The organism is Pseudoxanthomonas sp. USHLN014 (assembly GCF_037153335.1).
In the GTDB taxonomy this organism is placed as follows: Bacteria; Pseudomonadota; Gammaproteobacteria; order Xanthomonadales; family Xanthomonadaceae; genus Pseudoxanthomonas_A; species Pseudoxanthomonas_A winnipegensis.
Window position 1 is genome coordinate 41386 of sequence record NZ_JBBCKO010000009.1, and the last position, 19464, is coordinate 60849.

The window sequence follows — 19464 nt, forward strand, 5'->3', positions numbered from 1 at the left end:
GCGGCAGCTTACTGGGCCGGGGTCGTGGCCGGCGGCGTCTGCTGCGGCGCCTGCGCCGGCAGGGCCTGCTGCTGCGCCGGCGCGCTCGGCGGCGGCTGGCTGAAGTCCACGGTCGGGGCCTGCGAGATCTGCGCCTCGTTGGCGACCGAGAAGTTGGGCTTCTCCTTGGCGCCGGTCACCTTGGCCGTCAGCGCCTGCGGGAACTGGCGGATGTAGGTGTTGTAGTCCTGCACGGCCTGGATGTAGCGGCCGCGGGCCACGGTGATGCGGTTCTCGGTGCCTTCCAGCTGCGCCTGCAGGTCGCGGAAGTTCTGGTCGGACTGCAGGGTCGGATAGTTCTCGCTGACCACCAGCAGGCGGCTCAGCGCGCTGCCCAGCTGCCCTTGCGCCTGGGAGAACTGCTGCAGCGAGTTCGCGTCATCGGCGTTGACCTGGATCTGGCCGACGCGGGCGCGGGCGTTGGTGACCTCGGTCAGCACCTGGCGCTCCTGCTGGGCGTAGCCCTGCACGGTGCGCACCAGGTTGGGGATCAGGTCGGCGCGGCGCTGGTACTGGTTGAGCACCTCGGACCAGCCGGCCTTCACCGCCTGATCCTTCTGCTGGATGGTGTTGTACCCGCAGCCGGCCAGCAGCGTCAGGGCCGCGAGCATCAGCAGGGAACGGAAGACATGGCGCATGGCGTGACTCTCCTGAGGGGTCGACCGGCGGCGCGAGGTGCGCACGCCGCGCATCATGAACAGGCTTTCATTAAAACGCCGTGGCCGCCTGCCCTCAGGCGTCGACCCCGTGCGCCTGGGCGCGGCGGCGCATCAATAGGTTGAGCACCTCGACCAGCGCCGAGAAGCCCATGGCGAAGTACACGTAGGCCTTGGGCACGTGCACGTCCAGGCCGTCCAGCACCAGCACCACGCCGACCAGCACGATGAAGGCCAGCGCCAGCATCTTCACCGTCGGGTTGGCGTCGATGAAGCGGCCCAGCGGATTGGCCGCCAGCAGCATCACCAGCACCGCCAGCACCACCGCCGCCACCATCACCGGGATGTGGCTGGCGAAGCCGACCGCGGTGATCACCGAGTCCAGCGAGAAGACGATGTCGATGATCGCGATCTGCGCGATCACCATGCCGAACACCGCCGAGGCCTTGGTGGTGTTGGGGTCGCCGTCGTCGCCACCGGTGATCAGCTCGCGGATCTCGCCGATGCCCTTCACCACCAGGAACACGCCGCCCACGATCAGCACCAGATCGCGGATCGAGATGCCCATGCCGCCCACCTCGAACAGATCGCTGCTCATGCGCGACAGATAGGCCAGCGACACCAGCAGCGCGATGCGCGTGATGCAGGCCACCGCGATGCCCAGCTTGCGTGCCTTCGAGCGCTGGCTCTCCGGCAGGCGGCTGACTGCGATCGAGATGAACACCAGATTGTCGATCCCCAGCACGATCTCCAGCGTGCTGAGCGTCAGCAGCGTCAGCCAGGTGTTGGGGTCGGCGAGGAAGTCCAGGTTCATGCGCGGGGGAAACCTTCTAGAGCGAGGGAGAGAACAGCAGCCACAGGCGCGGGCCGGCGATCAGCCCCCAGCACAGCAGCACGTTGAGCATCGTCATCAGCACCGCGGCCGAGCCCATGTCCTTGGCGCGGCCGGCCAGTTCGTGGAACTCGGCGCCGTAGCGCTCGATCACCGCCTCCACGGCGGAATTGAGCAGCTCCACGGCCAGCACCAGCAGCAGCGAGCCGACCAGCAGCGCGCGCTGCACGCCGTCGCCGCCCAGCCACAGGCCCAGCGGCGCCAGCACCACGAACAGCACCACTTCCAGGCGGAAGGAGGATTCGTGCAGCCAAGCCGCGCACAGCCCCTGCCAGGACCAGCGCGCCGCCTTGAGCAGGCGCGCGGGGCCGCGCGGGGTGTGGCCGTACAGGTCGGCCATGGTCAACGCGCGTCCCGCGGGCGGATCGGGGACGACGGAAGCGGCTGGAGCATGGGCCGGGTCGGGAGGGCAGCGGCGGAAAGCGGCGATTTTGCCATAGCCGGCACACGGGCCGGGTTAGCCGCATGCCGGCGGGCCCGTCGTGCGTTTCCGGGCAGGCAGGGCGGCGCGGGCCGTCGGGGTGGACGGCAGGCCTCGGGCTGGTTCACTGTGCGCCGCTGTTCGAAGGTTCCGTGGAGGGTTCTACCGTGTCGATCAAGTCGAGTGCTTCCCTTGTGCTGGCCGCCTGCGTGGCCTTGCTGACCGCCTGTGCGCAGACCCAGCTCGCCACCGCGCCCACCCCGCCGCCCGCGACCGCGCCGGCCGCACCGCCCGAAGTGGCCAGCGGCGCGGTGTCCAACCCGGCCTGGGCCAAGGACATGGACGCCTTCGCCGCGCAGGACGCGGCCAACCCGCCGCCCAGGCACGCCGTGCTGTTCATCGGCAGCTCCTCGATCCGCATGTGGAGCACGCTGGCGCAGGACTTCGCCGGCACGCCGGTAATCAACCGCGGCTTCGGCGGCTCGGAGGTGCGCGACAGCACGTATTACGCCGACCGCATCGTGGTGCCCTACCAGCCGCGCGAGATCGTGTTCTACGCCGGCGACAACGACCTGGCCGCCGGCCGCAGCGTGCAGCAGGTCGTGCAGGACACCTTCGCCTTCATCGCCCGCGTGCGCCGCGACCTGCCCGGCGTGCCGGTGGTCTACCTGTCGATCAAGCCCAGCCCCTCGCGCGCGCAGCTGCTGCCGCAGATCCGCCAGGTCAATGCGCAGATCGCCGCCCGCGCCGCGCAGCTGCAGGGCGTGCACTTCGTCGACGTGTTCACCCCGATGCTGGGCGCCGACGGCCAGCCGCGCAGGGAACTGTTCCGCGAGGACATGCTGCACATGACGCCGGAGGGCTATGCCATCTGGACCCGTGCGCTGAAGCCATACGTGGAAGGCAGCGCGCGCTGAGTGCCTAAGCGGCGAAGATCGCGGTGCCGCGCCGGCCGTCGCGATCGATCCAGCCGCGATACATGCCGGCGGTATTGAACGGCAGCGCCAGCCGGCCCTGCGCATCGACGGCGATCACCCCGCCGTCGCCGCCCAGCGCCGGCAGCGTGCCGAAGATCACCGCGTCGGCCGCCTCGCCCACGCTGACGCCGCCGTAGGCCACGCGCGCGGCGATGTCGTGCGCCGCCGCGCAGCGGATGAAGGCCTCGCCCCAGCCGGTGGCCGAGACGGCGACCCGCGCATCGGCCCAGGTGCCGGCGCCGATCAGCGGCGAGTCGCCCACGCGGCCCCAGCGCTTGTTGGTCATCCCGCCGGTGGACGTGGCCGCGGCCAGGTGGCCGTGCCGGTCCAGCGCCACCGCGCCGACCGTGCCGAAGTAGCGGCCCGCGGCCGCCGCGCCCTCGCGTTCGTCCGCCTGCGCGCCTTGCAGCTGGGCCAGCCGCGCCGGCGTGTCGAACCAGATGTTGTCCACGCGCGCGATCCCGGGCTGGCCATCGGCGAAGCGCTCGGCGCCCGGCCCGACCAGCAGCACGTGCGGGCTGTGCTCCATCACCGCGCGCGCCAGCTGGACCGGGTTGCGCACCGTGCGCACGCCGGCCACCGCGCCGGCGCGGCGGGTGTGGCCTTCCATCAGCGCCGCGTCGAGCTCGTGGTCGCCCTGCGCGGTAAAGACCGCGCCATGGCCGGCGTTGAACCATGGCGCCTCCTCCAGCGCGACCACCGCGGCCTGGACCGCGTCCAGTGCGGCGCCGCCGCGTTGGAGCACCGCGTGGCCGGCGTCGAGCGCCTGCGCCAGGGCCGCGTGGATGGCCTGCTCCTGGTCCGGCGCCAGCGCATCGATCACCCCCGCGCCGCCGTGCACGGCCAGGGCGATGGGCGCATCGGGCGCAGGCATGCCGGGCGGCGCTTAGAAGAACCGCACCGTGGCGGTGGTGCCCTGCCCCAGCACGCTGTCCAGCTCGATCTTCCAGCCGAAGCGCTGGCACAGCCGCGAGACGATCGACAGGCCCAGCCCGGTGCTGTGCTGACGCGTGTCGTCGGCGCGATAGAAGGGCTCGAAGGCGCGCTGCACCGCGTCGGCGGTCATGCCAATGCCGGTGTCGCGCACCACCAGGCGGTCGCTCTCCACGCGCACCTCGATCTGGCCCTCGTCGGTATAGCTGCAGGCGTTGCGCAGCAGATTGCTGACCACCACATGCATCACCCGCGGCGGCGCGTGCAGGCGCGGCCTGGCGTTGCAGACCACGGTCAGGTCGACCGGCTTGCCGATCAGCAGGTCGCGCGCGCTCTCGGCCTCGTCCAGGACCACATCGACCAGTTCGAACTCCTCGCTCTGCGGCTCGACGTCCGCCTCGCGCGCCAGGATCAGGAAGGCGTCGATCACCGCCTCCATCTCCCGCGCCGAACGCTGGATGCGCTGCAGCGAGCGCACCGCGCGCGGCGGCAGCTCGCCGGCCAGGGCCAGGTCGGTGGCCACGCGGATCACGGTCAGCGGCGTGCGCAGCTCGTGGCTGGCGTCGCGGGTGAAGTCGCGTTCGCGGGCGACGTGGGCCTCCACGCGCTGAGACAGGCCGTGCAGGGCCTCGGCCAGGCTGCGCGCCTCGCCCTGCACCTCGCGCGGCAGCTTGTCCGAGGCCAGCGCCGAGGTGTCCGGCGCGCGCGGATCCCATTGCGAGACCTGGCGCGCCAGCCACGAGGTCGGCGATACCAATGGACGGAAGAAGCGATAGGTCAGATAGGACGCGCCATACAGCGCGCCCAGGCACAGCAGCATCGGCAGCGCGCCGGACCAGAAGAACAGGCGCTCGGCCTGGGTGCCCAGCCAGGCCAGGTAGAGCCGCCCTTGTGGGCGCTCGTCGACCAGCACCACCTCGCTGCCGACGGTATGCACGCCGGGCTCGAGCTCGCGCAAGGGCTCGGGCAGGTTGAGCGTGGACTGGCCCGGCAGGACCAGATAGCCGCGCAGATCGTGCGTATTGGGCGGCGGCTGCGCCTTGGAGGTGGCGTACAGGTCCCAATAATGGGCGGCCTCCTCGTGCAGCATCGTCTGCACCAGGCTGCGCTTGATGACCGCCGAGACGATCAGCACCGACGCGATCACCGCCAGGCTGGCCAGGGCCACCCTGAGGATGAACGCGATGCGGATGCTATGGGGAAGTTCCTGGGGCACGACGCGCGATCAGTCTTCAGGAGAACCGCACGCCACCGCGCCGGAAGGCGCCTGTACGCATCAGGCGATGTCGGCGACGCGGTAGCCGGCGCTCTGCACGGTGTGCAGCAGCGGCTTGTCGAACGGCTTGTCGATCACCTTGCGCAGGTTGTACAGGTGGCTGCGCAGGGTGTCCGAATCCGGCAGTCCGTTGCCCCAGATCTCGCGCTCGATCTCCTGGCGGGTGACCACGCGCGGCGATTCGCGCATCAGGATGGTGAGCAGGCGCAGGCCGATCGGCGAGAGCATCAGCTCGGTGCCGCCGCGGGTGACGCGCATGCTGACCGGGTCCAGCACCAGGTCGGCGACCTTGAGCACTTCCGAACCGACCTGACGGCGCTCGCGGCGGATCAGCGCGCGCAGGCGCGCTTCCAGCTCCTGGATCGCGAAGGGCTTGGTCAGGTAGTCATCGGCGCCGGTGCCCAGGCCGCTGAGCTTGTCGTCCAGCGTGTCGCGCGCGGTCAGCATCAGCACCGGGGTGGACTTGCGCGCCTCGCTGCGCAGCCGGCGACAGACTTCCAGGCCATCCATGCGCGGCAGCATCAGGTCCAGCACCAGCACGTCGTAGCTGTTCTCGGTGGCCAGGCGGTAGCCATCCAGGCCGTCGGAGGCGTAATCCACCTCGAAGCCCTTGCCCTCCAGATACTCACCGATCATCTCGGAGATGTTGCGGTTGTCCTCGACGACCAGGACCAGTCCCGAGGTTTCCTGTGCATGACGCATAACGTGATCTCCGAAAAAGTGCCCAAACTTTCAGGTTTGTGAAACTATCGGGCGTGGAGTCGACGATGCGTGAAGGCGGTGTCCCGATCACGTGATCGACCGTGATCGGGTGCAGGCGCAGGCTCGGGCGACTGCGCGACAGATGCGTTTTTGGGAGATTTCGATGCGCGCGTGGCCTGCTAGAGGCGCACCTTGCCGCGCAGGATGTCCACGAACATCACCCAGTCCCCGGCCAGCGAATAGAACGGATGGCGGAAGGTCGCCGGCCGGTTCTTCTCGAAGAAGAAGTGCCCGACCCAGGCGAAGCCGTAGCCGCACACCAGCGCGGCCAGCGCGAAGCCCCAGCGGCCGGTGGCCAGCGCCGCGGCCAGCAGCGCCAGCACGCCGCAGCTGCCCAGGAAGTGCAGCCGCCGCGAGGTGCGGTTGGCGTGCTCGCTCAGATAGAACGGATAGAACGCGCGAAAGGAAGCGAAGCGGCGCATGTCCGGGCGGCACTGGCGAAAGACGCGCGCAGTGTCGCGCCCGTGTCCGCGAAGGTCACGCTGCGACGCGGCGTCAGGCGTGGCGCGGTCCGAACATGATCACGGCCATCCCGCACAGGCAAAGGCCCGCGCCCAGCACGTCCCAGCGCGTCGGGCGCACGCCGTCGACGGCCCACAGCCAGCCCAGCGCCACGGCGATGTAGACCCCGCCGTACGCCGCGTACACGCGACCCGAAGCGGTGGGATGCAGGGTCAGCAACCAGGCGAACAACGCCAGGCTCGCCGCCGCCGGCAACAGCAGCCACGGGCTGCCCCCGTGGCGCAGCCACCGCCATGGCAGATAGCAGCCGACGATCTCGGCCAGCGCGGTGGCGAAGAACAGCAGGACAGTGGTCATGCGCCAGCGCGCTCGTGCCGCTTGATCCGCTGCCAGAGCGCCTCCTGCGCCTCCAGCTCCAGCTCGGCGAAGACCCGGCCCTCGCGCGTGGCTTCGGCCTCCATCGCGCGGAAGCGGCGCTCGAACTTGGCATTGGCATGGCGCAGCGCGCCGCCGGCGTCCACGCCGGCCTTGCGCGCCAGGGTGAGGCAGACGAACAGCACATCGCCGATCTCGTCCTCCAGCCGCGCCGCGCGCTGCGGATCGTCCTCGCCGCGCGCCAGCTCGGCCCGCACCTCGTCGATCTCCTCGTACAGCTTGTCCAGCACCGGCGCCGGGCCCGGCCAGTCGAAGCCGGTCCGCGCCGCGCGCGACTGCAGCTTGGTCGCACGCTGCCATTCGGGCAGGCCGCGCGCGATCCCGGCCAGCGCCGAAGAATCGGTCTGCCCCTTGGCCGCGCGCTCCTGGCGCTTGATGTCCTCCCAGTTGGCGCTGACCGCCGCGCTGCCGTCCACCTGGGTCTGCGCGAATACGTGCGGATGGCGCCGCACCAGCTTGTCGGAGATCGTGCGCGCCACGTCCTCGAAGGCGAACACGCCCTGCTCGGCCGCCATCTGCGCGTGGAACACCACCTGCAGCAGCAGGTCGCCGAGCTCGTCCTTCAGATCGTCCAGGTCGCCGCGGTCGATCGCATCGGCGACCTCGTAGGCCTCCTCGATCGTGTACGGCGCGATGGTGGAGAAGTCCTGCTCCAGATCCCAGGGGCAACCGCCGTCGGGATTGCGCAGCTGCGCCATGATCGACAGCAGGCGTGCGATCTGCGTGCCCGGCTCGGCCATGGGGTCACCTCCTGCGATGTGGGGAAGATCGGCGGCGCGTCAGAGCCAGTCGCGCCACGGCAGCGCAGGGTCGCCCAGCGCCATGAAGTCGCCGTTGAGCAGGCTCTCGCGTCGGTTGTAGCGGAAGGCGCGGCCATCGGGCGCCAGCAGCGCGCCGCCGGCGGCCTCCAGGATGCATTGCCCGGCCGCGGTATCCCATTCGCAGGTCGGACCGAAGCGCGGGTACACGTCCAGCGTGCCCTCGGCGATGCGGCAGAACTTCAGCGACGAGCCCAGCGGCACCGGTTCGGCGCCCGGCAGCTGGTCCAGCACCGCCTGGGTGCGCGGATCGCGGTGCGAGCGGCTGGCGGCCACCCGCAGCGGCGCGCGCGCCGGCTGGCGCGTGCGCAGTTCGCGGTCGGTCTGGCCGTCGCGGCGCAGCGCTACCTGCCCGGCCTGGGCGTGCCACAGCGTGCCGGTGACCGGCGCCATGATCACGCCGAACACCGGCTGGTGCGCCTCGATCAGTGCGATGTTGACGGTGAATTCGCCGTTGCGCTTGACGAACTCGCGCGTGCCGTCGAGCGGATCGACCAGCCAGTAGGCGTGCCAGTCCTGGCGCGCGGCCCACGGCGTCTTGGCGCCCTCCTCGCTCAGCAGCGGCAGGTCCGGCGTCAACCGCGCCAGCCCGTCGGCGATGATCCGGTGCGCGGCCAGGTCGGCGCGCGTGAGCGGGCTGTTGTCGGCCTTGTGCTCGACCTCGAAGTCCTCGGCATAGACCTGCATGATCGCGTCGGAGGCGTCGCGCGCGATGGTCAGCACCGCCTCGTGCAAGTCCGCGGTGATGCGACTCATGCCTGGGCCGCCAGCCACTCGCGGGCGATGAACAGCGCCGCCAGTGATCGGCCTTCGGAAAAGTCCTCGCGCAGCATCAACTGGTCCAATGCATCAAGCTTCCACGGCACCACTTCAAGTTCCTCGGGTTCATCGCCCGGCAATCGCTCGGGATACAGATCGCGCGCGACCACCAGCCAGGACTGGTGGCTCATGTAGGTCGGCGCCAGGGTCAGGGCGCGCAGCACGTCCAGCTGGCGCGCGCCATAGCCGGCCTCTTCCTTGAGCTCGCGGTCGGCGGCCTGCAGCGGCGTCTCGCCGGCGTCGATGCGGCCCTTGACCAGGCCCAGCTCGTAACGGTGCATGCCGGCGGCGTACTCGCGCACCAGCAGCACGGTGTCCTTGTCGATCAACGGCACCACCACCACCGCGCCATGGCCGCTGCTGACCTGGCGGTCGAACACGCGCCGCTCGCCGTTGGAGAATTCCAGGTCCAGCTTCTCCATGCGCAGCGGGCCGACCTGGTGCTCGGTCACGCCATGGATCAGCGGCAACCTGCGGCTCACGCGCCCAGCCTGCTGCCGCGCGCGGCAGCGGTCGATATCATGGGCGCATGCGAGTCGATCATCAGCCGCGAATGCTAGCAGAGCAGAACAGCGCTGCGCCCGTCTTCAGGCGCGAACCATGCGCGTGACGCGCGTGCACGTGGAGGCGGCGCTGGCACCGGGGCACGAGGTCGCCCTGCCCGAGGACGCCGCCGCGCACCTGGCGCGCGTGCTGCGCCTGCGCGAAGGCGATGCCTGCGTGCTGTTCAACGGCGATGGCCACGACTACCCGGCGCGCCTGGTGTCGCTGGACAAGCGTCAGGTGCGCGCCCGCATCGAGGCCGCGCAGCCGCTGCAGAACGAATCGCCGCTGCGCATCGTGCTGCTGCAGGGCATCGCCCGCGGCGAGAAGATGGACCTGATCCTGCAGAAGGCCACCGAACTGGGCGTGGCGCAGATTCTGCCGGTCGACTCCGAGCGCTCGGAGGTCAAGCTGTCCGGCGAGCGCCTGCACAAGCGACTGGCGCACTGGCAGGGCGTGGTCGTGGCCGCCTGCGAACAGTCCGGGCGTGCCCGCGTGCCGGAGGTCGCCTCCCCGCAGGCCCTGATCGCCGCCGCCGCGGCCCTGCCCGACGATGCCCTGCGCCTGCTGCTCGATCCGCAGGGCGCACACGCCCTGAGCACGCTGCAGGCCCCGGCCTCGCAGCGGGTGGTGATCGCCATCGGCCCCGAGGGCGGCTGGTCGCCGCGCGACCGCCAGGCGCTGGAGGCCGCCGGCTTCCAGGGCCTGCGCCTGGGCCCACGCGTGCTGCGCACCGAGACCGCCGGCCTGGCTGCCATCGCCGCGCTGCAGGCGCGGCTGGGGGATCTGTAACGCAGGCCGCGATCGCGTGGTTGTTTCGGGAGGGTGCGTTTCTCGCGCTGTGCGCGAAAGTCCATGGGTTCCCGCGTTCGCGGGAACGACGGTAGAGACGTTTCAGCGGCTTTACGATGAGAACCGCTTCAAAAGACGTTCGCTGACGGCTCGCAGCTCATCCTGCACGCGACACTGACGCGACGCGCTGTTTCAGTGCCATCGCCCCGCGTATGAGGCGTGAATCCGCAGGCACAGGACTTCAGGCCGGCTCGGCGATCACCTGGGCGAGCATCGCCTCGATCGCCTCCAGGTCCGGCAGCAGCGCCGCCTCGTCGCCCAGCAGCACCCGCATGTGCACCCCGTGCGGCAGCGCCTCCTCGCTGGCGTCGGCCAGCAGGCCATCGCGCGGCACCGAGATCAGGCGCGGGAAGGACTGCGTCAGCAGGCCGATGTACGGCATCCCCTCGCCCCCGGTCAGCGTCTTGAGCACCACGAACTTGCTGGCGGCGTTGACGCTCTCGCGCCCCAGCCCGCCCAGCGCGACCATCGAGAACAGCGGCACCTGCCAGCCGTGCCAGTCGATGGTGCCTGGCAGCCAGTGCGGCGCCTCGGCCACCGGCTGGACCGGCACCCGGGCCAGGACCTCGGCCACGGTCGCGTTGGGCAGCAGCACGCGTTCGTCGCCGGTCTGCACCAGCACGCCGCGGATTTCGTCATTGGCTCGGGACATGGCGTCAGATTCCCAGGTGTTGTGCGACGCGGCGGGCGAGTTCCTCCGGCGCGGCGATGTCGCCGCCGCCGGCTTCCAGGGCGCGCGAGGCCGCCCAGTCGTAGCAGCCCTGCAGCGACTGGCCGCCGATCAGGCCGCCGCGCGCGGCCAGCATCAGCGCGGGCTCGGCGTGGGCCGGGTCGGCGCCGCTGAGCAGCAGCACGGCGGTGCGGTACGGCGGCAGCCCGCCCAGTAGCGCGGTGACATCGACGGCTTCGGCGACGAACTCGACCTTGCCTGCGGTGGCGCGCGCCGACAGATCGTCGGGCACCACGTAGACCACGCCGGCGCGGGCGACCATGCCCGCGACCGGGATGCTCACCGGCAGTGGCGAGACGCGCTCGATCTGCCGGACCAGGTTGTCGTAGCGACCGCCATCCAGGCGCAGGTGCACCAGCACGGGCTGCTCGAGCGTGTCGGGCAGCTCGGCCAGCACGCGACGGACCGCGTCGGGCCCGCCGATGCCGGCGAACAGCAGCACCGCGCCGGGCACGATCTCGCCCTTCGGCTGCGGATCGGCCGCCACACCATGCGCCGGGTCCAGCGCCTCGAGCTCAAGGTTCAGATCGCCGAACCCCGGCGGCAGCGGCGGCGGTTCGGCCGGCGCGCGTTTCTCCGGCACCGTGACCTGGAAATCCTCGACCAGCGAGAGCGTGCCGAACGAGGGCCGCGGAGGAGGCGGCGGCGGTTCGACCGCAGCCGGAGGCGCCTCCGCGGCCGGCTCGGCTGGTTCGAGCGGCGCCAGCACGGGCGTGTCGACCAGCGCCTGGCGCGTCGGCGTTTCGGGCGGTGTCCAGTTGTCCAGGTCGATGACGAACGCATCGGCCGGCTGTGCGCCGGCGGCCTCGTCCTCGAGTTCCAGCGGCGGCAGCGTGGCCGGGTCGCGATCGCCGGGCTGCGGATCCGGGACATCCGCCAACGACCAGGACACGGGCGAAGGCGACGCAGTCTGCGCGTCCACGCCAACGGTTTGGTCGACCGACGCCTCGAGCGCGTCCGTCTGCGCGTTCAAGCCCGGATCGACCGGCAGCGCGGCCGACTGCCCGGCGGCCTCGTCCAGATGCAGCTCCAGCCGCGCGCCTTCGTGCAGCTGTTCCGGCGCCGGCGGGCGGCCGGGTTCGGGCGCCTGCGGCGGTTCGATCTCCGCGCCCGGCGGCAGCACGTCGCGGTGGCCATGCAGCTTGGCGCGCAGATGCCTCGCCCAGCGCTGCGCGTCCCAGCCCTCGCGGGCGCTGGCCAGCGCGGCCTCGTCGTAGATCACGGTCAGGGCGGGATCGGCCAGGACCGCCTCCAGCCGGGCCAGCGCGTCCTCGATGGCCGGCTCCAGCGCCACCAGCACCACCTGCGGGCCGCTGGCGGCCAGCGTGTCGGCATCCAGGCTGTTGGGGTCGTCTTCCAGCGCGATCCGCGCGCCGGCGCCGAGCAGCGCGCCGCGCAGCTGCTCGCGGGCCGCGCCCGGGCGCGCCAGCAGCACCACGCGCGGCGCGGACAGGGCGGCCTCAGTCGCGGACACGGGCGATCCCCAGCAGGTCGTACACGTTGCGCATCAGATCCAGCTCCTGGTACGGCTTGCCCATGTAGCGCTGCACGCCGATCTCCAGCGCGCGCTGGCGGTGCTTGTCGCCGGTGCGCGAGGTGATCATCACGATCGGCACGCCGGCAAAGCGCGGATCGGCGCGCATGGCGGTGGCCAGCTCGTAACCGTCCATGCGCGGCATCTCGATGTCCAGCAGCATCAGGTCGGGCACGCGCTCCTCCAGCCGCTCCAGCGCCTCGACGCCGTCGCGCGCGGTGGCCACCTCGAAGTTGTGCCGCTCCAGCACGCGTCCGGTGACCTTGCGCATGGTCAGCGAATCGTCGACCACCATCACCAGCGGCACGTGGCGCTGCTCGACCTGGGCCGAGGCCGGCACGGCCGAGACCGGCTGGGCGATATAGCGGCGCACCAGCGGCGCGGCGTCCAGGATCACCACCACGCTGCCGTCGCCGGTGATGGTGGCGCCGTAGATGCCCGGGATCGAGCCGATCTGCGGGCCCACCGGCTTGACCACGATCTCGCGATTGCCCAGCACCTGGTCCACCGCCACGGCGGCGCGCAGCTCGCCGGCGCGCACCAGCAGCAGCGGAACCTGCGGCTGGCCTTCGGCCTTGGCCGGGGCCTGGCCGACCAGCGTGCCCAGATCGTGCAGGGCGTATTCCTCGCCGCCGTAGACATAGGAGCCGCTGCCGGACTCGTAGCGCTCGCGGCTGATGCGGCCGACGCCGCCCACCGCCGCGACCGGCACGGCGAACTGGGTCTCGCCGATCTGCACGAACACCGCCTGGGTCACCGCCAGGGTCTGCGGCAGGCGCAGGGTGAAGCGCGTGCCCTGCCCGCGGGTCGAGCCGATCTCCAGCGAGCCGCCGAGCTGGCGCACCTCGTTGTGGACCACGTCCATGCCCACGCCGCGTCCGGCCAGCTGGCTGACTTCCTCGGCGGTGGAGAAGCCCGGCTCCAGGATCAGCCGCTCCAGGTCGACGTCGGCGATCTCCGCGCCGGGCTGCAGCATCCCGCGCTGTTCGGCGCGGCGGCGGATGGCGGCATGGTCGATGCCGGCGCCGTCGTCGGCCACCTGCAGCACCATTTCCGAACCTTCGCGGCGCAGCACCACGCGCACCGTGCCCTCTTCCGGCTTGCCCGCCGCGCGGCGCGCCTGCGGAGACTCCAGGCCATGGGCCACGGCGTTGCGCAGCAGGTGTTCCAGCGGCGCGGTCATGCGCTCGAGGACGTTGCGGTCCAGTTCGCCGTGGGCGCCCTCCAGCTGCAGCTGGGCCTGCTTGCCAGTGTCGGCGGCGGCCTGGCGCAGCACCCGGCGCAGCCGCGGCACGCTGCCTTCGAAGGGCACCATGCGCGCGCGCATCAGGCCGTCCTGCAGTTCCGAGCTCACCCGCGACTGCTGGCCGAGCAGGCTGTCGTTCTGCCGCGCCAGGTCGTCCAGCACGCCCTGCAGGCCGCTGATGTCGGCGGCCGATTCGGCCAGCGCGCGGGACAGCTGCTGCAGCGTGGAGAAGCGGTCCAGCTCCAGCGGATCGAAGGCGGTGTCGCGCGTGTCCTGCTCGCGCTGATAGCGGGCGACGATCTGCGCCTCGGTCTCCAGGTCAAGGCGGCGCAGCTGATCGTGCAGACGCGTATTGGTGCGGTCCAGCTCGGCCATGGCCGCGCGGAAGGCGCCCATCTGCTGCTCGAGGCGAGCGCGATAGATCGCCACCTCGCCGGCGTGGTTGACCAGTTGGTCGAGCAGATCGGCGCGTACGCGCACCTGCTCCTGGCCGCTGCCCGACGAGGCCTGCTCGTCCTCGCCCTGGCCGTGCAGGTCCAGCGGAGCCGACAGCGGCGGCAGGTCCGGGATCGGCTGCGGCACCAGCGGCGCGATGGCCACGGGCGCGGGCGCGAGCGACTCGGCGCTCTTCTCCGCGGCGGGCGGTGTCGGCTCGGCGGCGGCCTCGATGGCCCACGGCGTGCGCGGCTCGGCGTCGACGAAGGCCGCGTCGCTGGCCGGTTCGTCCGAAGACATCGCCGCACGCTCGGCCTCGGCCTGGCGGATGGCGCTGGCGTAGGAGGTGCCCAGGGCCACGTCCAGCGCGGCCAGCAGCTCCGCGTCCAGATAGTCGGCCGACGAGGCAGTGGCCGGCTCGGGTTCTACGCTCGCAGGCTCCTCAGCGAAGCCTGGCTGCGAGGAGGGCTGCGTTTCGTCCTGCAGATCCCAGGCCGGCGGCGCGGGATCGCGATGCTCTTCCGTTGATACCGGCTCGTGCGGCGCCTGGCTCGCATCGGCCTCCGGCAGGAAGCCGAAGGCCTCGGCATCCTGGCTGTCCGGCATCGATTCGTCGACGGCGTCCAGCGCCTCGGCCGGTTCGGCCGGCAGCGCGTCCTCGCGCTCTGGCGAGACGGTGAAGGCGAACGGCTCGGCTTGCTGGTCGGCGGCGGGTTCCTGGACGCCCGGCTCCTGCTCGTCCAGGGCTTCCGCATCGGCGTCAGCGCCGGACGGGGCCGCTTCGATCGACGGCGGCGCCTGGTCGAACGACGTCGCCTCAGGCGAGGCCGCCTCGGGCGGTGCCACGTCGTCGAACGACACTTCCTCGATCTGCAGCTCATCGGACGCTGGCGATTCGACCGGCGCGGCGGCACCCTCGTCCGTGGTCACCTCGCCGCGCGCACGCGCGTCGAACTCGGCCACCAGCGCCGGCTGCGGGGCCACGACGCGGTAGGCGGCCGTGCGTCCGAGCATGCCGTGCAGGGCGTCGAAGCCGCGCTCCAGCAGGCCGATCACGCCGCGGTCCACGTCGGTGCGGTGTTCGGCGACCTGCTCCAGCAGCGACTCGATCGCATGGCCGAGGTCGCCGATCGGCTCGATGCCGGCCATGCGCGCGCCGCCCTTGATGGTGTGCAGGTCGCGCTGCAGCCCGATCACCAGGCTGCGGTCGTCCGGCGCCTGGCGCAGGCGCGCCAGCAGGCCGTCGGAGTGGTCGAGCAGGTCGTTACCCTCCTCGACGAAGATATCGACCAGGTCGCGGTCGAGCAAGCTGAAATCCAGCAGGTGCTCGGTCTGATCCGTCACACTGTCGGCCTCCGCGACGCTCGCCGCGGTCGCATGCGCCTCCTCGTGCGCCGGACCATGGCCCGCCGCACCATCCAGGGCCTCGATGTCCTCGGCCTGGTCTTCGGCGAACAGCGCCTCGGGCGCGTAGTCGTCCTGGGCGTCGGCGATGTGCGTCGGCGCGGCCGGCGTGGCGGCGAACGTGGCGTCCGTCGGTTCGGGCAACGGCGCGTCTTCGGCGGTCTCGGCGGCGGCTTCCAGCGCGACCGGGCCGCCCTGCACCACCTCGCTCACCTCGGCGACCGTCGGCTCGCTCGGCTCCGGCGCGGCTGGCGCCTGCGGCGCGAAGGCCTGCGCGTGTTCGTACCAGGCCATGGCCTCGGCCGCCGCTTCCGGCTCGGTCAGGGCGACATCGCCATCGGCCGGTGTCTGCGCCAGCGCCTCCAGCTCGGCCCGCTCCTCCTCGCTGAGCGACTCTTCGTCGTCCAGCGCGCGCACATCGGCGTCGTCGGCGGTCTCGGGCAGATCCTCGAAGGCGAGCAGGTCCGGGTCGATCTGTGGATCGCGCTCGGCGTGGGCCTCCAGCGAGACGTCATCGGCCGCGCCTTCCGGCTGCGGCGCGCCGGTATCGAAAGCGGCCAGTTCCGGCGGCAGCGGCGCCTCGAACGTCGGCACCGGCGGCTCGGCCGTCGCCCTGTTGGGACGCTCGGCCTGATAGTCCAGGCGCAGGTCGAACCAGGTCGCCTGCCCGTCGTCCACCGGCGGGGCGTGCGGCGCCGGCGGCTCGAACGCGTCCAGCGTCGGCACGAATTCCACGTGTCCGTCGACGAAGCGCGAGAGGTCCATCGCGCCGGTGAGCTCCAGATCGACCGGCGTCTCAAGCTTCAATGGCGCCACGGGCGCCAGCCCCGGATAGGTGGCTTGATCCTGATCGTCTACCGAGGCGGTGAACAGGCGCTGGGCCGCGGGCAGGCTGTCGCGCCGCTCCTCCAGCAGCGCACGCAGCACCAGGAACTGCGGGATGCGTGGCTGCGGCTCCTGCAGCGCGGCGATGGTGGCGCGCACGGCCGCGGCCGCCGAGGCCAGTCCCTCGACGCCGGCCGGATCGGCCTGCACCTGGTTGGCCAGCAGCCGCTTGACGTACTGCTCGGCGCGGCCGGTGACCTCGGTGATCTCCGGCACATCCGCCATCGCGAAGGCGCCGTTGATCGTGTGGAAGGCGCGCAGCAGCGGCTCGCTCGCCGCGGCGGACTGGGCGTTGCGCGCCTGCGCCAGCCAGGCATCGATCACCTGCAGGTGGTTGGCGACCTCGGTTTCCAGGATCTCGCGCAGCACGCTGTCCACGGTGGCGGGCGTGCCCTCGTGCGAGGGCGCGGCGGCTTCGGGCTCGTCCTGCGCGGCGGCGGCAGTGGGGACTTCGCTAACCGGGGCGGCGTCGTACCACGCCTCCTCACCGCTGGCCAGGCGCTCGGCGATCGCCTCGATCCCGGCCAGGTCGGCCTGCACGCCGGCGCGGCCGCGCAGGGCCGCATCGAGCTGGGGCAGCGTGTCGGTGGCCTGCTGCAGCAGCGTCTGCACGGCCGCGCTGGGCGGACGCGAACCGTCCAGCACGCGATTGAGCATGTTCTCGATCTTCCAGGAGAACTCGCCGAGCAGGCGCGCGCCGACCAGGCGGCCGCTGCCCTTGAGGGTATGGAAGACGCGCCGGATCGGGCGCAGGCGCTCCAGGTCGTCCGGCTTGGCCAGCCACAGCGGCAGCAGCTGGCGCAGGTTACCGATCTCCTCGTCGAACTCCTCCAGGAAGACGTCGCGGATCTCGTCGTCGATATCGTGGCCGGACACGTCGAAGCCGGCGGCCAGCGCGGGCGCATCGGTCGCAGGCGCCACGCCCTGCGGCGGGAGCGAGGAGACCGGATAGGCGGCGTCCTCTGAGACGGCTGTCGTCGTCGGCGACGGCTGCGCGGGCGCGGCGGCCTCGGGCTCGTAGGCGAAGGCCGGCTGGCCGACCGAAGGCAGCAGCGCTTCCAGCGCGGGATCGGGCCGCAGTGCGTCTTCCGGCGCTCGCTCGGATTCGGGCGAGCGCTCGGAGGGTTGCTCGGTGGCCTCGGTGACGGGCGCCTCGGCGGCGAGATCGAATGCCGTCGCGTCCGTGTCTGCCGCGACGTCTTCGTCGGGCGCGGCCAGGGGCGGCACGTCCACGTCCGGCGCCTCATCGCGCAGCTCAAGCTCCGCCGCACCGGCCAGCGACGGCACCTCGTCGCGTTCACTGGCCACCGGATCGAACACCGAGGCATCGCTGGCCGTCGGTTCGAAGGCCGGCAAAGCGTCGGCATGCTCGAGCGCATCGTGCAGGTCCAGGCGGATCGCCTGCGCGGGCGCATCGTCCTGGCCCTCGAATTCGCTGGCCACCGGGTCGAACGCCGAGGCGCTGCTCGCCTGCGGCTCGAACGCCGGCAGCGCCGGCGCACGTTCGATCTCCAGCGCCTCGCCGGCGGGCACGCTGTCGGCGGCCTCCGGCGTCAGACCGACCGACGCCGGCGCGCTCGAATCGTCAGCATCGTGCGCGCCTTCGGCTTCCGCCTGCCGCGCCTCCGGCACTTGCGGCACCGGCAGCGGCCAGTAGCGCAGCGTCTCCAGGCTGGAGCGGGTGATGCCGAGGATTTCCTCGCGGTTGGGGCGGTGCTCGCGCAGCGCTTCCAGGTAGTACTCCAGGCTGGCCATCGCGTCGGCCAGCGTGTCCAGCTGCGCCCCGCCCGGCACGCGCCGGCGCTCGATCAGCTCGGTACCGATGTAGCGGCGCACGCCTTCGACATAGTCGGCCGGTTCGGCCAGCTCGAGCATGCGCAGCGCGCCGCCGACTTCGCCCAGCAGGCGCGGCATCGCCTCCAGCTGCGCGTGGTCCCAGCCGGTCTCGATGAAGGCCACGAACTGCTGGCGCGCCTCGGCGAAATTGCGCATCGCCTCGCCGGCCAGCGCCTCGACCGTGCGCCGCGACTCGGCGGCCTGGGCGTCCGGCGCGCCGCCGGCATCGCCCAGGTGCGCGACCTGGTCGTCCAGCGAGGCATCGACATAGAGCAGCGCCCCGGCGATATCCAGCAGCGCGCTCTCGTCGGGCGCGCGCCGGCCATCGACCAGTTCGGCCAGGCAATCGCGCTGCTGCAGCACCACGTTGCGCGCCAGGCCCAGGCCCATCATGCCGAGCGTGTCGGCCACGCTGCCCAGCTGCGCCACCTGCGGCGCCAGGCCTGCGATGTCCGCGCCGGTGCGCAGCTGCAGGTCCAGCGCGTCCTTGACGCGCATCAGCTCTTCCTTGACCACACCGCCGACGGTGTCCAGCAGCGCACGGTTGCGCCCGCTCAGGCTGCTGCGGGCGTGGTCGATCTCGGCCTGGCTGGGCGAGGCCGCGGACAGGTCGAAGGCGCGGCGCAGGTCTTCCAGCGCCGGATGTCGCGCATCGCTCTGCGCCACCTGATAAAGCAGCAGCCGGGTGGGCTCCTGCCCGGGCGTGGCGCCGGGGACCAGCCCCTGGCGCAGCTGGCGTAGGGCGCGCAGCACCGCGGCGAAGCCTTGGTGCAGCGCCGGGCTGGGCGTCAGCGCGCCGTCGCGCAGCGCCTCGGCCACGCTGCTGGCCACCCACAGCATGCGCCGGGCGGCAGTGTGCTCGGCCAGGCGCTGCAGCGGGATCAGGGCCGACGCCAGGGCGCCGGCGTCGCCCGGCGTCCCGTCCTCGGGCCAGCCGGCGAAGGTGCGTTCGAGATGATCGCCCGCCTGGGCGAAGCGCGCCTCGCGCGTGCTGGAGGGCAGCGGCTCGGTGGCCGGCACGTCCTGCGGCAGCGGGCGGCTCAGATCCGGGGCGAACAGCACGCTCTCGCTCAGGCCGGCCTCGCCGCGCGCGGCGCGGATCTCGTTGAGCAGCGGCAGCAGCACGATCGGGATGTCGCGATGGCCGCTCTGCAGGCGTTCCAGATAGTCCGGCAGCAGCACGGTGCCGCGCATCAGCGTGGCGCAGCCCTCGGCCGGGTCGGCGACCTGGCCGTCCTGCAGGGCCTGGGCGAGCTTTTCCAGCTCCTCGGCCACCATCGCCGGCGCGTACAGCTCGACCATGTGCAAGGTGCCCTGCACCTGGTGCAGGTAGCCCACGCACAGGTGCATGCGCGAGACATCGGCCGGATGCTCGGCGAAGGACTCGATCTCCCCGCGCACCAGGCGCAGGGTCTGGTCCAGCTCGGGCTTGACCCAGCCGAGCACGGCGTGGCTCATCGCCTCGCGCAGCGCGCTCATGGCGAGCCCCGCATGCCGAAGGCCGGGTGG

The 19464-nt window shown here is 71.9% G+C and carries 16 protein-coding genes; 2 read left to right on the forward strand and 14 right to left on the reverse strand.

Features of this window, described 5'->3' with window-relative positions:
* Window positions 1–8 precede the first annotated feature (8 nt).
* The 3 genes from WFQ05_RS15660 to WFQ05_RS15670 form a co-directional block, all read right to left on the reverse strand.
* Window positions 9–677 carry a LemA family protein gene (locus WFQ05_RS15660; RefSeq protein ID WP_130519249.1) on the reverse strand — a complete coding sequence of 223 codons (669 nt, stop codon included), beginning with the start codon at window positions 675–677 and terminating at the stop codon, window positions 9–11.
* Window positions 678–771: 94 nt separating this feature from the next.
* Window positions 772–1509, reverse strand: coding sequence for a TerC family protein (locus WFQ05_RS15665; RefSeq protein ID WP_130523597.1), 738 nt, complete (start codon window positions 1507–1509; stop codon window positions 772–774).
* 16 nt (window positions 1510–1525) lie between these two features.
* Window positions 1526–1927: a diacylglycerol kinase gene (locus WFQ05_RS15670; RefSeq protein WP_130519253.1), complete on the reverse strand. Its 402-nt coding sequence runs from the start codon at window positions 1925–1927 to the stop codon at window positions 1526–1528.
* Between the two features lie 419 nt (window positions 1928–2346).
* Here WFQ05_RS15670 and WFQ05_RS15675 point away from each other — a divergent pair, with 419 nt between their 5' ends.
* The gene (locus tag WFQ05_RS15675; protein WP_130519337.1) at window positions 2347–2925 is read left to right on the forward strand and encodes an SGNH/GDSL hydrolase family protein; all 579 of its coding nucleotides are present in this window, start codon (window positions 2347–2349) and stop codon (window positions 2923–2925) included.
* 4 nt (window positions 2926–2929) lie between these two features.
* On the opposite strand, the gene WFQ05_RS15680 is transcribed toward WFQ05_RS15675, so the two are convergent.
* The 8 genes from WFQ05_RS15680 to nudE form a co-directional block, all read right to left on the reverse strand.
* Window positions 2930–3859 carry an isoaspartyl peptidase/L-asparaginase gene (locus tag WFQ05_RS15680; protein WP_337054490.1) on the reverse strand — a complete coding sequence of 310 codons (930 nt, stop codon included), beginning with the start codon at window positions 3857–3859 and terminating at the stop codon, window positions 2930–2932.
* A 12-nt stretch (window positions 3860–3871) separates the two neighbouring features.
* Window positions 3872–5134, reverse strand: coding sequence for a HAMP domain-containing sensor histidine kinase (locus WFQ05_RS15685; RefSeq protein ID WP_337054491.1), 1263 nt, complete (start codon window positions 5132–5134; stop codon window positions 3872–3874).
* 60 nt (window positions 5135–5194) lie between these two features.
* Window positions 5195–5896 carry a response regulator transcription factor gene (locus WFQ05_RS15690; RefSeq protein ID WP_014159900.1) on the reverse strand — a complete coding sequence of 234 codons (702 nt, stop codon included), beginning with the start codon at window positions 5894–5896 and terminating at the stop codon, window positions 5195–5197.
* Between the two features lie 179 nt (window positions 5897–6075).
* A complete protein-coding gene (locus WFQ05_RS15695) occupies window positions 6076–6378 on the reverse strand; it encodes a DUF962 domain-containing protein (protein ID WP_130519258.1) in 303 nt (100 codons plus the stop codon).
* Between the two features lie 73 nt (window positions 6379–6451).
* Window positions 6452–6775, reverse strand: a complete 324-nt coding sequence (locus WFQ05_RS15700) for a YnfA family protein (RefSeq protein ID WP_130523594.1) — start codon at window positions 6773–6775, stop codon at window positions 6452–6454.
* Window positions 6772–7593: a nucleoside triphosphate pyrophosphohydrolase gene (mazG, locus tag WFQ05_RS15705; RefSeq protein ID WP_130523593.1), complete on the reverse strand. Its 822-nt coding sequence runs from the start codon at window positions 7591–7593 to the stop codon at window positions 6772–6774. The genes WFQ05_RS15700 and mazG overlap by 4 nt, the downstream gene beginning before the upstream one ends.
* 39 nt (window positions 7594–7632) lie before the next feature.
* The gene (gene cysQ / locus WFQ05_RS15710) at window positions 7633–8427 is read right to left on the reverse strand and encodes a 3'(2'),5'-bisphosphate nucleotidase CysQ (RefSeq protein ID WP_130519264.1); all 795 of its coding nucleotides are present in this window, start codon (window positions 8425–8427) and stop codon (window positions 7633–7635) included.
* Window positions 8424–8972: an ADP compounds hydrolase NudE gene (gene nudE / locus WFQ05_RS15715; protein WP_286577184.1), complete on the reverse strand. Its 549-nt coding sequence runs from the start codon at window positions 8970–8972 to the stop codon at window positions 8424–8426. Before nudE ends, cysQ begins: the two co-directional genes overlap by 4 nt.
* A gap of 118 nt (window positions 8973–9090) precedes the next feature.
* On the opposite strand from nudE, the gene WFQ05_RS15720 reads away from it, so the two are divergent.
* A complete protein-coding gene (locus WFQ05_RS15720; protein WP_130519268.1) occupies window positions 9091–9825 on the forward strand; it encodes a 16S rRNA (uracil(1498)-N(3))-methyltransferase in 735 nt (244 codons plus the stop codon).
* Window positions 9826–10066: 241 nt separating this feature from the next.
* Here the strand turns inward: WFQ05_RS15720 and WFQ05_RS15725 are convergent, their stop codons facing one another.
* The 3 genes from WFQ05_RS15725 to WFQ05_RS15735 are packed head-to-tail and all read right to left on the reverse strand — an operon-like array spanning window position 10067 to window position 19434.
* Window positions 10067–10537 carry a chemotaxis protein CheW gene (locus WFQ05_RS15725; protein WP_130519269.1) on the reverse strand — a complete coding sequence of 157 codons (471 nt, stop codon included), beginning with the start codon at window positions 10535–10537 and terminating at the stop codon, window positions 10067–10069.
* 4 nt (window positions 10538–10541) lie between these two features.
* Window positions 10542–12089: a chemotaxis protein CheB gene (locus WFQ05_RS15730; RefSeq protein WP_337054492.1), complete on the reverse strand. Its 1548-nt coding sequence runs from the start codon at window positions 12087–12089 to the stop codon at window positions 10542–10544.
* Window positions 12076–19434, reverse strand: coding sequence for an Hpt domain-containing protein (locus WFQ05_RS15735; RefSeq protein WP_337054493.1), 7359 nt, complete (start codon window positions 19432–19434; stop codon window positions 12076–12078). Before WFQ05_RS15735 ends, WFQ05_RS15730 begins: the two co-directional genes overlap by 14 nt.
* Window positions 19435–19464: the final 30 nt, after the last annotated feature.

Bases quoted from the DNA above. Each gene is read 5' to 3' on its own strand.
- WFQ05_RS15660 (WP_130519249.1), bottom strand. From the start codon at position 677: ATGCGCCATGTCTTCCGTTCCCTGCTGATGCTCGCGGCCCTGACGCTG.
- WFQ05_RS15665 (WP_130523597.1), bottom strand. From the start codon at position 1,509: ATGAACCTGGACTTCCTCGCCGACCCCAACACCTGGCTGACGCTGCTG.
- WFQ05_RS15670 (WP_130519253.1), bottom strand. From the start codon at position 1,927: ATGGCCGACCTGTACGGCCACACCCCGCGCGGCCCCGCGCGCCTGCTC.
- WFQ05_RS15675 (WP_130519337.1), top strand. From the start codon at position 2,347: ATGGACGCCTTCGCCGCGCAGGACGCGGCCAACCCGCCGCCCAGGCAC.
- WFQ05_RS15680 (WP_337054490.1), bottom strand. From the start codon at position 3,859: ATGCCTGCGCCCGATGCGCCCATCGCCCTGGCCGTGCACGGCGGCGCG.
- WFQ05_RS15690 (WP_014159900.1), bottom strand. From the start codon at position 5,896: ATGCGTCATGCACAGGAAACCTCGGGACTGGTCCTGGTCGTCGAGGAC.
- WFQ05_RS15695 (WP_130519258.1), bottom strand. From the start codon at position 6,378: ATGCGCCGCTTCGCTTCCTTTCGCGCGTTCTATCCGTTCTATCTGAGC.
- WFQ05_RS15700 (WP_130523594.1), bottom strand. From the start codon at position 6,775: ATGACCACTGTCCTGCTGTTCTTCGCCACCGCGCTGGCCGAGATCGTC.
- mazG (WP_130523593.1), bottom strand. From the start codon at position 7,593: ATGGCCGAGCCGGGCACGCAGATCGCACGCCTGCTGTCGATCATGGCG.
- cysQ (WP_130519264.1), bottom strand. From the start codon at position 8,427: ATGAGTCGCATCACCGCGGACTTGCACGAGGCGGTGCTGACCATCGCG.
- WFQ05_RS15720 (WP_130519268.1), top strand. From the start codon at position 9,091: ATGCGCGTGACGCGCGTGCACGTGGAGGCGGCGCTGGCACCGGGGCAC.
- WFQ05_RS15725 (WP_130519269.1), bottom strand. From the start codon at position 10,537: ATGTCCCGAGCCAATGACGAAATCCGCGGCGTGCTGGTGCAGACCGGC.
- WFQ05_RS15735 (WP_337054493.1), bottom strand. From the start codon at position 19,434: ATGAGCGCGCTGCGCGAGGCGATGAGCCACGCCGTGCTCGGCTGGGTC.